At 61.8% G+C, this 12,736-nt stretch carries 10 protein-coding genes; all 10 read right to left on the reverse strand.

The annotated features are described in order from the left end of the window. Positions 1–10: 10 nt before the first annotated feature. The 10 genes from pgaA to ACTD9P_RS15575 all read right to left on the reverse strand — a co-directional run bounded on the left by pgaA (position 11) and on the right by ACTD9P_RS15575 (position 12,609). Positions 11–2,491, reverse strand: coding sequence for a poly-beta-1,6 N-acetyl-D-glucosamine export porin PgaA (gene pgaA, locus ACTD9P_RS15530; RefSeq protein ID WP_438868352.1), 2,481 nt, complete (start codon positions 2,489–2,491; stop codon positions 11–13). Between the two features lie 375 nt (positions 2,492–2,866). Continuing rightward, a complete protein-coding gene (locus ACTD9P_RS15535; RefSeq protein ID WP_438868353.1) occupies positions 2,867–4,363 on the reverse strand; it encodes a YdgA family protein in 1,497 nt (498 codons plus the stop codon). Positions 4,364–4,511: 148 nt separating this feature from the next. Beyond that, entirely contained in the window at positions 4,512–5,144 is a 633-nt protein-coding gene (locus ACTD9P_RS15540; protein ID WP_200431216.1) for an NADH:ubiquinone oxidoreductase subunit N, read from the reverse strand. An 81-nt stretch (positions 5,145–5,225) separates the two neighbouring features. Then, entirely contained in the window at positions 5,226–6,668 is a 1,443-nt protein-coding gene (locus tag ACTD9P_RS15545) for an efflux transporter outer membrane subunit (protein ID WP_438868354.1), read from the reverse strand. After that, positions 6,665–7,555 carry an efflux RND transporter periplasmic adaptor subunit gene (locus ACTD9P_RS15550; RefSeq protein ID WP_438868355.1) on the reverse strand — a complete coding sequence of 297 codons (891 nt, stop codon included), beginning with the start codon at positions 7,553–7,555 and terminating at the stop codon, positions 6,665–6,667. Before ACTD9P_RS15550 ends, ACTD9P_RS15545 begins: the two co-directional genes overlap by 4 nt. After that, entirely contained in the window at positions 7,552–7,761 is a 210-nt protein-coding gene (locus tag ACTD9P_RS15555) for a DUF1656 domain-containing protein (RefSeq protein ID WP_016969155.1), read from the reverse strand. Before ACTD9P_RS15555 ends, ACTD9P_RS15550 begins: the two co-directional genes overlap by 4 nt. Next, a complete protein-coding gene (locus ACTD9P_RS15560) occupies positions 7,758–9,836 on the reverse strand; it encodes an FUSC family protein (protein WP_438868356.1) in 2,079 nt (692 codons plus the stop codon). The genes ACTD9P_RS15555 and ACTD9P_RS15560 overlap by 4 nt, the downstream gene beginning before the upstream one ends. Continuing rightward, entirely contained in the window at positions 9,833–10,249 is a 417-nt protein-coding gene (locus ACTD9P_RS15565; protein WP_200431220.1) for a MarR family winged helix-turn-helix transcriptional regulator, read from the reverse strand. The genes ACTD9P_RS15560 and ACTD9P_RS15565 overlap by 4 nt, the downstream gene beginning before the upstream one ends. A gap of 470 nt (positions 10,250–10,719) precedes the next feature. Further along, entirely contained in the window at positions 10,720–10,965 is a 246-nt protein-coding gene (locus ACTD9P_RS15570) for a DUF2789 domain-containing protein (protein ID WP_438868357.1), read from the reverse strand. A gap of 33 nt (positions 10,966–10,998) precedes the next feature. After that, a complete protein-coding gene (locus ACTD9P_RS15575; protein WP_438868358.1) occupies positions 10,999–12,609 on the reverse strand; it encodes a glycosyltransferase family 39 protein in 1,611 nt (536 codons plus the stop codon). Between the last annotated feature and the right edge of the window lie 127 nt (positions 12,610–12,736).

A 12,736-nucleotide genomic window follows, 5' to 3' on the forward strand; every position in this document is an offset into this window, starting at 1 on the left:
TCAGGCTCTTTTAGAAACGGTAAGTGAGGTCGACGAGCAAGCGCAGATCGCGTTCGCGATCACCGTCATAAGGTCGGCTGATCAGGCTCAGGTTGGCGCCCACGTCGAGTACATCGTTCCAGCGAAAACGTTGGCCATAGCCGATCAAACCGACGCCACCGGTGGAGTAATCCCGTTGGCTGTACGTACCTGCACCGAGCTGGAACTGCTGACTCCACTGAGTCTCGTAGCGGTGATAAAGCACATGATTGACCGTGACCGTGGGCAACACGGTGAAGTCGGATTTGGGGTTGAAGTACACCGTGTCTTCTTTGCTGTTGTGGCTGGTGCCGACTTCCAGGCCCAGGTCTACCTGCACGCCCGGCGCGCTGTAGATGCCCTCGCGGCCGGTGAGTACGGCTTCGAAGCGGTTGTTGCCATCGCTGAAATGCGACGGGCTCAGGGCCAGTTTCCACTCGCGGCTTTCATTCGCGCGCCAGCGGATAAAACCACTGCCGCCGTTGGCGGTGACATCGGCATTCAACGCCCGCAGCGGCGTGGTGGTGAGCAGGTAGCCGAGGCTGCCGCCGTACTGCCAGTTGTCGTTAATGTCGCGGGCAATCGACACGGCCGCGCCCTGCTTGGAGCCGTAGCCATAGGAATGGTTGGAGACTTCGGCTTCCAGGGTCATGTCGCGGGTGCGGCGCTCCACACCGACGCGCTGCCAACGGTGCTGGCCGGTGCCTTCGCTGAAATCGGCGGTGGCGTAGCCGGCACCAGCAAACAGGCGCCAGTCTTCATCGATAGGCGGCGTGTAAAGCACGCTTTCGATGCCCCAGTCACGGCTGCCGGCCACCGCGCCGGCATCGTTGTTATTGCCGCCGCCGTAGCTTTTACCGGTGTAGGCCTCCACGCGCAGCTCGGCCATGTCATGTACATCCCGCAGGCGGCTCAGGCGCTGCACTTGGCGGCTGTCCGGGTTGCGGGCCAGCACGTCATCGGTGAGCACGTCCATTTGCCGCCATTCCTGCAGGTCCATGGCGGTGTAGGCCTGGCTGACTTCCAGGCCGATGTCCCGCGGGGTCTGGGCTTCGGTTTCCTTGAGGACGCCCTCGGCGCGGCGCGGCAGGTCGCGGGCTCGGTACATGTCAGCCTGGGCCAGGCGCAGGCCGACATTGCCGGGGGCTTTGGCCACTAACGCGTCCAGGCCGGCTTCGCTGCCGGGCAGGTCGCCGCCATAGACACCGGCCTGGGCCGACAGCTGTTGCGCGTCCATCCAGGCGTCGTTGGGGTTACCGATGGGCAAGCCCTTGAGTTCGACCCGAGGTTTCTGGCTAGTGGCGAGGCTGTTGGCAACTTCGCGCGCATCGGCGCCTTTGTCGCTTTCCTGCAAGGTGTAGAACAGGGCCGTGGTGTCTTCGACTCGGTCATCGGGTTCAGCATCGGCAGCGCTGATCACCTGGCGGTACAACGGCTCGGCTTTTTCCGGCAGGCGCTGGTCGAGGTAAGACGCGGCGACCCAACGCAGGGCATAGGTCGGCAATTGCACGCCTTCACCCTTGAGGGTTTCGTAGTCGCGGATCACATCGGCGGTTCGTGCCCGCGCCTTGAGGGCACCCAGGCGGTCGATGCGCCAGCGCACCACGTCGTCGTGGGCGCTGGCGTCCGGGGTCCAGCGCGCGAGCAGTTTGTCGTAGTCATTGAGGGCGCGATCGGCGATCACGTAGCGTTCTTTTTCGGTACGGGTGGCGAACTCGGCCATGCGCACACGCTCGGCGGCGAGGTCACCTTCGAGACGGCGCTGGGTCACCGCGTCGAGCAGGCCCGGATGCTGGGCCGACAAGCGCAGCGCCGGCTCCGGCAGGCGGGCCTTTTGCAGGGCGACGATGTATTCGCGAACCACTTCGGGTTTGTCACCGGCGCGGGTAAAGGCTTGGTCGAACTCGAACAACGCGTCGTAGTTCAAGCCTGCGCGGGTCAACGCATAACCCAGGGCCATGCGGCGGTTGGGGTCATTGGGTTGCGCCGCTACCAGTGCGCGCAAGCGCTGCACAGCCGTGGTGGCCTGGCCGCCGTCGGCCTGGGTCAGCGCCTGACCCAGTTGCAGGTCGATATTGCCCGGCTCACGCAGCAGCGCTTGCTGGTAAACCGCCAGGGCCTGTGGCCACTGCTTTTGGTTGCGATAAGTACGCGCCACCGTGGCCAGCGCCTGGGTGGTGACGTTGCGATTTTTGCCCTGGGCCTCGTACACCTTCAGCACTTCGGCGTCTTGCCCTGCCCAACCGGCAATCACCAGGTGATCACTGATCTGGCCGGGTGTCTGGCGTTCAGGCGGCAGTTGGCGTAATTGGGTCAGCGCGGGGGTGAAGTTGCCGTTACGCGCCTGGATAATCAGGGCATCGTAGGCTGGGTCGGCGAAGGCAAGGCTGGGCGTCAGCAATTGGCTGCATAAGGCGGCCCCAATGAGCAGACGCAAGCGGCCTGAAGCACTGATGGGTAGTGTTCGCAGCATATCGTGAGCTTCCTTACACACGGAAAGCTGTAACGATAGGTGGTCCTGAGCGAAACGCATCAGGGTGCCGGCGTCTCGTGACCCGGCCTAGCTTTCCTGTAGGAACTATCCCTTAGGAATGTAGGGGAAAGGCTAATTCAGAACAATTGTTCAGAATTGCAGGGGCAGCCATAAGTGTGAGTCTGCAAGCACCGTCGTTGTGGCGAGCGAGCTTGCTCGCGCTGGGCTGCAGGGCAGCCCCCATTCAAACGACCGCTTTTTCAAGGCGGTCGCTGTGTCAGGTTTAGGGGCCGCTACGCAGCCCAGCGGGAGCAAGCTCCCTCGCCACAAAAAGTGCGCTTCACAGTCTGATTACTTCAATTAGATCTAACAGAATTAATGCGCGCCGCTGACCGCACCCGCTTTAGCCATCACAAAACCAATGAATTGCTCCACGGTCATCTTCTGGCCGTTGAACGTCACTTCATTGTTGGCGTAGTGCAGTTTGGAAACCACGTCGGTGCCCACCAGAGTTGCCAGTTGCGTGCCGACGGCCATACCACTGACCATCTCAGCCGCCATCTGCGATTGCTGCTCGATGGCTTTAGGGTCGGTCACGCCACCTACTTCAGCTTGCAGAGCAGCGACGTCGCCGATCATCGGCTTGGACAGGGTCAGGTTGGCATCCAGCAGCGCGACAACCTGCTTGCCCAGCTCAACCGGCGGCAATTCCATCGAGGTGGGTTTGGTCAGGTCCACCACCAGGTTGAATTTGCTTTCTCCGTGGGTGGTTTTCAGCGACAGGTTTTCCACTGCCACTTGCGGCTTGGCGGCCAGCACCTGGTTGACGTTGGCCTCGGCCAGGGTCTGCTCGGCTTCGGTCAGTTGCAGCTCAGGCACCGGTTGGCCGGCAGCAGCGGCGGCTTGCACCGGCTGCATCTTGTCCTGGTAGAGCTTGGTCAGCACCAGCATGGCCGGAATGTCGATGTTCTTCATGCTCAGGGCCATGGCCGCCGAGCCGACAGGTTTACCCTGGTAGCCGATTTCGTCGATCTTGTAGTCGACACGGCCTGCCAGGTTGTTGTCCTTGGTTTCGCTGGTGTCTTTTTGCTCGAAGCCCTTGAGGGTCAGCACGGCTTTCTGCGGGCCGAAGGTGACTTTGGTGTCGGTCAGCTCAACGGTGTTTTGCCCGGTGTAGAAACCGAAGGTGGATTTCTCCAGGTTGCTGGCCACAGTCAGGCCGGACAGTTCGGCTTCAAGCGGCTGGCCGTTGGCATCGATCACCGAGACTTTAAGGCTGTTCATGTAGCCGTTGGCTTTGACCTTCTGGCCTTCGGCGCTGCTGTCGAAGTCCAGGTTGGCACCGGAGAAGCTCACCGAGGACTTGTCGTCCTTGATGTCCAGCGGCAGCAGTTCGACGTTGCCGTCGACCGAGCGGTTGTAGCCGATATTGGCCACGCCTTTGAGCGGCGACACGTCTTTGCTGGCGGCGAACCATTTTTCGGTGGTGGGGTTCTTTTCCAGCTCATAGTGACTGGTGGCCATCACCGGCAGCCACTTCAGCGACACCAGGCGCGAGAACGGCAGCGGGCCGTGTTCGATATGGTCGACGAACAACAGCTCAGGGTTCGGGTTTTCTTCACCGAACACACTGCCTTGGCCTTTGAGACGGTAGTGCGCGGTGCTGCTGAACAGGCCACGGTCCAGGGACACCAGCTCCAGGTTCACCGTGCCATCGACGCCGGCCATGGAGGTCTGCAGTTCTTTGTTGGCGTTCTGGATCGCGGTTTGCAACACCGGCTCCAGTTGCTTGCCGGTGTACCAGGCGCCGCCTGCACTGATGGCGCCGACGGCGACAACGAAACCCAAGAAAACAACTGCTGGCTTATTCATGAAGTGACCTGATCAAATCCTGTGAGAAGTGGGCTGTCTTCCTTGAACCCCGGGAGGGGTTGGCTCAAACCCGCCGAAAACGGGGGAAGATTAGCACTGGCGGCCGAAAACGGCCCAGCTTTTCAGAGGGGTCAGGTCAGCGGTTGGTTCACGAGTATTCCAATTCAACCTCATCGAGTTGGTGATCAAAACTCTTCAAGCGTGCGGTCCAGGTGTACACCAACACCTCAAACTCGCGGTGTATCACCGCGTTGCTGGGGGTATCGGCCTTGGGGTCGCAGAAGTCCAGCTGGTAGCGTTCTCGCGCCATCTGCGTGGCCACGTCGGACAATTCCCGTGCGTTATTCAGCCAATGCCTACCGTCGGCGACCTGCTGGTCGAGCAGCACACACTGTTTTTTCAGGGCTTCGAGGCTTTTTTCCAGCGGCGTGCCGGTAAGCTCGCCCATGACTTCCTGGAAAGTGCGCCCAGGCTGCCAGTAACTGCCCCAAAAATAGCGGTCGAACACGGTTTCGACGCGGCGCAGCGCGACCTTGGTGTCCCAGATAGCTACGCGGGTCTTGCCTTGTTGAAGCAGCTTTCGCTTCACCCGTTGATTTTGATAAGACGCCCAGGCCACCACGCCGATGGACAACGTGCCGATCACCAGGCAGGCGCTGTCGAGAAACACCATGGCCTTGTCGAGTTGGTGGGCAAGCATGACGCCGTAGAAGTAGGCAGCCGATAACAACACTAGCGCGAAGAGCACGCACCAGAATGCGGGAGCATAAGGGTTTTTCATTATTGGAATCCCCATGAGCAAACGCGAACTTTGACCTGCGAGCCATCACGGTGGCCCGCCTGTCAAAGCATAGCTTTTCGCTCAGGGTTTGCCGGGTTGTGACGCCTGCGTTCGTCCGCTTTCCCAACCGCCGCCCAAGGCCAGGAAAAGATCGATCTGGCTCATGGCAACTTGCGTGTTGGCTGCAGCCAATTGCGCGCGCACATCGGTGTAGGTACGAGTGGCTTGCAAGTCGGCCAGGAACGAGGCGCGGCCGGCCTGGAAGAAGCGGTGCGTCTGCTCCGAGGCTTGCTTGGCGGAGGCACCGGCATCGGCCAGCGCGTCGCGGCGTTGCAGTTGTGCGGTGTATTGCGCAAGGCCGGTCTGGGTTTCGCGGATAGCATTGAGCACCACGCCGTCAAAGTGCGCCAGGGCGCCCTGGGTCGCGGCTTCGGCTTCGTGGATACGTGCACGCGCGCCGTTGGTCGGTACTGTCCAGCTGATCAGCGGGCCAAAACCCCAGCGGTTGGTCGCGGGCGTGCCGAGGTCGTCAAGAATGCCGACCGTGCCCACTGTGGCGCCGATGCTGATGTCTGGGTACAGCGCGCCGGTGGCCACGCCGATACGCGCGGTGGCAGCCGCCAGTTGGCGTTCGGCCTGGCGCACATCGGGGCGGCGCTTGAGCAGCGCAGCGCCGTCGCCCACGGGCAGCAATTGGGTGATGTGCGGCAGCTCGGCGCAAGTGCCGGTGCCCGCTGGCAGTTGGTCCACCGGCTTGGCCAGCAGCATCGACAAACGGAACAGGCCGGCCTGACGCGACGCTTGATAGCGCGGGATCTCGGCACGCAAGGATTTGTATTGGGTTTGCGAGCGGGTCACCTGGGTTTCGTCACCACGCCCGGCGTCGCGCAGGCGCTGGGTGAGCTGGGTGCTCTGGCCTTGCAGGTCGAGGGACTCGTTGGCAATCGCCAGTTCTTCGTTGGCCGCACACACTTGGGTGTAGGAACGTACCACGTCCGCCACCAGGGTGATGCGCGCAATATCAGCGGCGGCCTGGGCGGCATCGGTGCTGGCCTGGGCGCTTTCAATGCCGCGCTGCAAGGTGCCGAACAGGTCAAACTGGTAGGAGGTGCTGATGCTGGCGCTGCCGATGTTGGCCACCGGTACTTTTTCCGTCAGCAAAAACGCTTCGCCCGACTCTTGCAGGCGCTGGGCTTCCGCCTTGGCGCCGGCACTCCAACCGCCTGCCGACTCAGCCTCTTGGGTCTGGAAACGCGCGCGTTGCAGGTTGGCGGCGGCCACGCGCAAATCGGTGTTGGAGGCCATGGCCTGGCGCACCAGCTCGTCCAGGCGCGGGTCGTTGTAGAGCTTCCACCAATCGGCCGGCACCGGCGCCGACACCACGTTGTTGCCCTCGCCCGCGAGCTGCCCTTGCAGGTCGCCACGGTTGATGGCAGACGTTTCCGGCAGTTTGTAATCCGGGCCTACCGCCTGGCAGGCCGACAGCAGCAAACCCAGCGCAGCGGTTGCCAGCAGCTGCTTCATGGTTTTTCTCCGTCGTTGACCTTATCGCCGATGATCGACACCGTGGCCGTGCGCCCGGCGATCATGCGGAAATCCGCCGGCACATCATCAAAGGCAATGCGCACCGGAATCCGTTGGGCCAGGCGCACCCAACTGAACGCCGGGTTGACGTTGGGCAGCAGGTTGGAGCCGCTGGTGCGGTCGCGGTCTTCGATACCGGCGACGATGCTCTGCACATGGCCGCGCAGACGAGCGTTGTCGCCGATCACGCGAATATCCACGGCCATGCCGACATGAATGCCGTCGAGCTTGGTCTCTTCAAAGTAGCCGTCGATGTGGAAGGAGTTGCTGTCGACCACCGACAGCACCGGGCGCCCGGCGGTGACGAACTCCTGATTGCGCGGTGCACGGTCGTTGACGTAGCCGTCCACGGGGCTGCGGATCACCGAGCGGTCGAGGTTCAGTTGGGCAGCGTCCACGCTCACTTGCGCCTCAGCCAGGGCCGATTGGGCACGGGCCACGCGCGACTGGCTTTCTTCCAGCTGCTCACTCGGCACCAGGTTGCCCAGGCCACGGTTACGCTTGTACTCGCGGTTGGCCTGGGCCAGGGTTTCCTGGCGGTCGGCCACGGCGGCCTGGGCTTGGCGCAGGGCCAGCTTGAAGCGGTCCTGGTCGACGGCGAACAGCACCTGGCCCTTGGTCACCAACTGGTTGTCGCGTACGTCGACTTGCTGGATCAGCCCGGACACGTCCGGGGCGATCTGCACGATGTCGGCACGGATATGCCCGTCACGGGTCCAGGGCGCAAACATGTAATACATGACCATGCGCCACACTACGACGACAGCGAAGGTCACTATCAATAACGTCAGGACGACACGGCCGATGGTCAAAAAAGGTTTTTTCATGTCATGAGGTATCGACTGAGTGAGTCCACAGCGCCCAGTAACAGCGCGTAGAGCCCCACATTGAACAATGCCCGGTGCCAGACCAGGCGATAGAAGTGAATGCGCGTCAACAGCCCGTGCACCACCAGAAACAACACATACGTAATGCCCATCAGCACCAGCAGCGTGGGCAAGAACACCCCGCTGATATCCAGATCACCGATCATAAAGGCGCTCCATCAGGTAACGGCGCTTCCCGCTCGGTGCCGTCGATAAATTCCACGCCTGGCAGCAACGACAGGCGCAGGCCGGCCAGTGCATGCAGCAGATGCAGGCGGGTGTCTTCTTCGTCTTGCTTGCCCTGGCCGTTGAGGGCGCGGCGGGTGCGGTCGAGGGTCATCAGCAGACCACTCGGCGCGGGCAAGCGTTCACCCGCCTTGAGGCAGGCTTTGAAGTAACCACCCACGCCTTCGACCACCTGGTTGAGCAGCACCCGTGGCACGCCGTAGATGCGTGGCGAGTAGGCCAGCAGGTCGAGCAGGTTGAGCGCCACACGCAAGTCACGCAGGGCGCTGCCGGTGTCCTGGCCGATCAGGGCCAGGCGCGGCAGGTGCTGCATCAGGCGGTCAAGCATTTGCGCGGCCATGTGCCGGTGTTCGGCCAGGGTCGCAGGCTCGGTGAGCGTGACGATGTCGCGCCAGCTGAAGCGGGTCAGGCGTTTGGCCGCCAATTCGGCGCCGAACGGCCGTGCGATCAGCGTCCACACAAAGGCGAACAGCAAGCCCACCGGCCCGGCCAGGTTGACGTTGGCGAAGTTGAGGAAGTCCGCGTCGTAGGCGCCCTGGATGCTGATAAACGACGAGGTGTTTACCAGCGTCAGCAGCATGCCGAGGTAGAAACGCGGCTGCACCGTGAGGGTGCCGATGCAGATAAACGGCACAGCAAATGCCAACACCAGCATCGGAAAATCGTGCAGGTTGGGCAACACCAGAAACAGGTACAGGCTGGCGAACAGCACCGACATCGCGGTCCAGAAAAAGAACCGGTAGATCTGCGGCGCCGGGTCGTCCATGGAGGCGAAAAAGCTGCAGGCCACGGCGGCCAGGATCACCGCGCTGCCGCCGTCGGTCCAGCCCAGCAATATCCACAGTACCGAGGCGACGATGATCGCGGTAACGGTGGAAAACGCCGAGTAGAACATCAGGCCACGGTCGAGGAACGGCGTGAGCCGGCCCAGGCGCCAGTGGCGGTACACGGCGCGCCAGGTGTCCTGGCTTTCGCACTGTATGGCGGCTTGCAGGCTGCGGCAGTCTTGCCACAGGTCGACCCACTCGCCGAGGCGGTACAGGGCATTGGAGAACAGCAGCGTGTGGCGGTCGTCCAGCGCTTCGCCCTGGGGCTGTGCGGCGTCGATCGTGTCGCGCAATACGCGCCAGCGTTCCAGGGGCGCCTGCTCGGTGGTGCTCTCCAACCAGGCGTTGGCTTCTTGCAGCAACGGCGTGAAACGGTCGAGAAACTCCGGGGCACGGTGTTCGATCGCGTAGACCGCATCGTCCAACGCGTCGATCACCGGCAGCAGGTGGATCATGCGCCCGCGCAGTTCCTTGGTGTTGCGCACCGTCTGCGGCCGCGCGCCCTCGTGGGGCAACTGGCCGATCATCAGTTCCAGGGTGTTGAAGGTGGCGACCATGCCGCCGCGCAAAGTGCTGATTTCTTCGGGCGCAACGTTACGGGTCAGAAAGCGCTGGCTGTAGACCTGGGCATCGGCAAACCACTTGGCCACCGAGCCGTCGAACACCGGCATCAGGCGCCGCGGCCAGAACATCGCGCCCACGATGGCCGCAACGGCAATGCCGAGGAAGATTTCTTCGGTACGCGCCTCGGCCACATCCCACACCGCCAGCGGGTTATCCACCACCGGCAAAGCAATCAGCGGCAGGGTGTAGCCAGCCAGCATCAGCGCGTAGCTGTTGGCGGTACGCAGGTGCAAAGACAAAAACAATAAGGTGCCGGTCCACAGCGCAATGATCACTACCAGCAGGTACGGCGTCTGAATAAACATCGGCACAAAAAACACCGCCGCCGCCGCGCCCATAAAGGTGCCGACGGCGCGGTACAACGCCTTGGAGCTGGTGGGGCCGACAAACGGGCTGGAGACGATATACACCGTGGCCATCGCCCAATACGGACGCGGCATTTGCATGAGCATGGCGATGTACAGAGCGATCATCGAAGCCGCAAAGGTGCGCACGCCGTAGAACCAGTCGCGGGCCGGCGGCATGCCGGTAAAAAACCCGTTCAAGAGGTCGCCTCAGCCGCCTCGAAGGCCCGCAGTACACGCAACGCCGCTTCAAGGTCGCCGTGGGCGATGTCGGCCAACACTTCCTGGCGCAGGCGCACCAGTTGCACTTCCACCGCCTGCACCAGCTCACGGCCGCGCGGGGTGAGGCTCAAGGCCTTGGCGCGACGGTCGTGAACGTCTTCGGTGCGGCACACGTAACCGTCATGGCACAGACGATCAAGCAGGCGCACCAGCGACGGGCTTTCCATGCCGGAGGCCTGGGCTACTTTGACCTGGTGCACACCGTCGCCCAAGCGGCCGATCATCAACAGCGGCACGGCGCAGGCTTCGGAAATACCGTAGCTCACCAGCGTGGTCTGGCAGATTTTGCGCCAGTTACGGGCGCCCACCACCATGCTGCTGCTGAGGTTCATATGGAGTTGTTCGAGGGTTTGGGACACTGGATTTTTCGCATACAGTTAGTTTGCTAACTATCAATATGGTGGATGGATCCAAAGCCGTCAAGTTTTGAAACACTTTTATGATGGGTGGTGGGCAGGTGAAAATAAGTAAAGCGGGTTTAAGGGCAGGCGTTGGATTTTCAGCAGTCGTTGCAACACAGCAGATCAAATGTGGGAGCGGGCTTGCTCGCGAAAGCGGACTAACAGTCGACATCTGCATCGACTGATCCACCGCCTTCGCGAGCAAGCCCGCTCCCACATTTTGGACCCGTGTTGGCCTCAGACTGGCTGTTCGGCCTGAGTATCCAGGCGGCGCTGGATTTTTGATCGTTCCCACGCTCTGCGTGGGAATGCAGCCCAGGACGCTCCGCGTCCGCTCTTGAAGTGGTGACGCAGAGCGTCACAGGAGGCATTCCCACGCGGAGCGTGGGAACGATCGGCCCTTACACCCCGCGTCCACCCCGCAATAACAGGTTCAGCTCATCCACCACCTCAGCCCAATCCGCATCCTCCAAAATTTCTTCACGCAAAAACGCTTTCTGGCTGGCAGTCCAGAAAAAGGCATCTGCCAACTTCAGATCCGGTTTAAGCGGCGAATGCACGGCCACATACTTCTCAATACTGACCGGGTCGTCCGGCAGCCCGAGCTGCTTGAACAGTGACGGCAAGCTGTGCACAGGCGACTCCATGGCGAACTCCAGGTAAAGAATACTTAAATGAGTCTAGCGGCAACCTTCGGGTTGCGGCTGCGCCCCGTTGCACAGCACGAACAGTCGCGCCATCGCACCACCGCCATCCTGACGGCTCAACTCACGCCAGCCTTCAGGTAAGGGCGCGAAATCATCCGGCGCTTCGTTGCTGCTGATCAGCCAGACGCGGCGGGTATCGGCAGGCAATGCCGACAGGCGGTCGAGGTAAATGCGCCCGCCGTCCTGATCAACCAGTGTGCCGAAACCGTAGGCGTTCGGCCGGGTCGGCGTGCCATCAGGTTTGGGCGGTGTGTAGAGCTGCAATTGGGCGTCGGTCTGGTCGTAATACACGTAGCTGAGGTACCACAACATGTCGCTGAGAACGATGCGGTCGTCTTCCTGGTAATTACGATTGACGAACTCCACGGGCACGTTGAACTGGTCATGTTCATCGACGGTGAAGTTGTTTTTGAGCCCCATCAACTCCACACCTGCAAACAGCACGAACAACGCGACGCCCAGCCATGACCAGCGTGTCGGCAGGCGATCAATGGCCAGCGCCACCAGGATGGGCAAACCCAGGGCGTACACCGTCAGGTAACGCTCGATAAACACCGACGAAACGAACGAAACCGCGAACACCAGCAGCAGCGGCAGCAGGAAAAACAGCGCCAGCAGGCTAGCCGGGCGATAGCGGTCGCGGTCCTGCCAGGCGGTGATGCCCACCACCGCAATCAGCAGCAACGGCACCAACCAGTACAACGGTGCCCATAAGCCGATGCCCTCGTCCTGGACAATGAATTGCCAGATCATCGACGGCAGTGAGAACAGGTTGACCGGGTCTTCCCAGCCGATGTCCCCGCCCACCTTCAGTTGTTCAATGTGTTGCACCAGGCCCAACACATTGGGTAACCACGGCAGGTAAACCACGACGATCGCGGCATTGGCCACCCACCACGCAGGGCGTTTGAGCAAACGCTGGCCGGGCGCCTGGGTTGAGCTCAACAAGGCCAGATAGGCCCAATGCACCAGCACACACAGGGCAGTGAAATAATGGGTGTAGAAACCGGCGCTCATCAGCACGATATACGCCGCCAGATAGCGCGTGCGCTCTGGTTGGCGCACCCAGTACACCAGCGCCAGCGTGGCGCCCAGCAGCCACACGGCCAACAGCGAATACATGCGCACTTCCTGGCTGTAGCGCACCGCCGTAGGCAGCAGTGCAAGCAGGATCCCCGCGAGCACGGCGGCACGCCGGGTGGTCAGTTGCCGCGTCAACCAGATGCCCAGGCCCACGGCGATCGCACCGGGGATCGCACTCATGCTGCGAATCGACCAGATACTGTCACCGAACAGCTCGATCCAGCCACGCAGCATGAAAAAGTACAGCGGTGGGTGCACATCGTGGGCGGCGTGAAACCACAGGTCAGCGGCAGCGTATTCGCTGAGCAGCAGACTGGAGCCTTCGTCACCCCAGATTGCGGAGGAGGTCAGGTTGTAAAAACGCAGGGCGACGGCCAGTACCAGGATCGGTACCCACCACAGACGGCTCATCCAGCCGGCAACGTCCCAGCTACTCGCGACGCGATCAAATGCGGGCAACGCCGCCACCTTTTCATCTTGCTCTACCACAGACCGTCGCACCTCGATTCCCCTACCATTGCCTTTTCCGGCAGGCCAAAAAGCCCTGCGCGCGAATGACCGCCACTCTAGGACAAAAACCCTTTATTCGCTGCTGGAATCGGACAAATCGGCGATTTGTGTAGGCCTT

Source organism: Pseudomonas onubensis (assembly GCF_965653655.1).
Classification (GTDB): Bacteria; Pseudomonadota; Gammaproteobacteria; order Pseudomonadales; family Pseudomonadaceae; genus Aquipseudomonas.

Coding starts and splice junctions, on each gene's coding strand:
- pgaA (WP_438868352.1), bottom strand. CDS start 2,491: ATGCTGCGAACACTACCCATCAGTGCTTCAGGCCGCTTGCGTCTGCTC.
- ACTD9P_RS15535 (WP_438868353.1), bottom strand. CDS start 4,363: ATGAATAAGCCAGCAGTTGTTTTCTTGGGTTTCGTTGTCGCCGTCGGC.
- ACTD9P_RS15540 (WP_200431216.1), bottom strand. CDS start 5,144: ATGAAAAACCCTTATGCTCCCGCATTCTGGTGCGTGCTCTTCGCGCTA.
- ACTD9P_RS15545 (WP_438868354.1), bottom strand. CDS start 6,668: ATGAAGCAGCTGCTGGCAACCGCTGCGCTGGGTTTGCTGCTGTCGGCC.
- ACTD9P_RS15550 (WP_438868355.1), bottom strand. CDS start 7,555: ATGAAAAAACCTTTTTTGACCATCGGCCGTGTCGTCCTGACGTTATTG.
- ACTD9P_RS15555 (WP_016969155.1), bottom strand. CDS start 7,761: ATGATCGGTGATCTGGATATCAGCGGGGTGTTCTTGCCCACGCTGCTG.
- ACTD9P_RS15565 (WP_200431220.1), bottom strand. CDS start 10,249: ATGAACCTCAGCAGCAGCATGGTGGTGGGCGCCCGTAACTGGCGCAAA.
- ACTD9P_RS15570 (WP_438868357.1), bottom strand. CDS start 10,965: ATGGAGTCGCCTGTGCACAGCTTGCCGTCACTGTTCAAGCAGCTCGGG.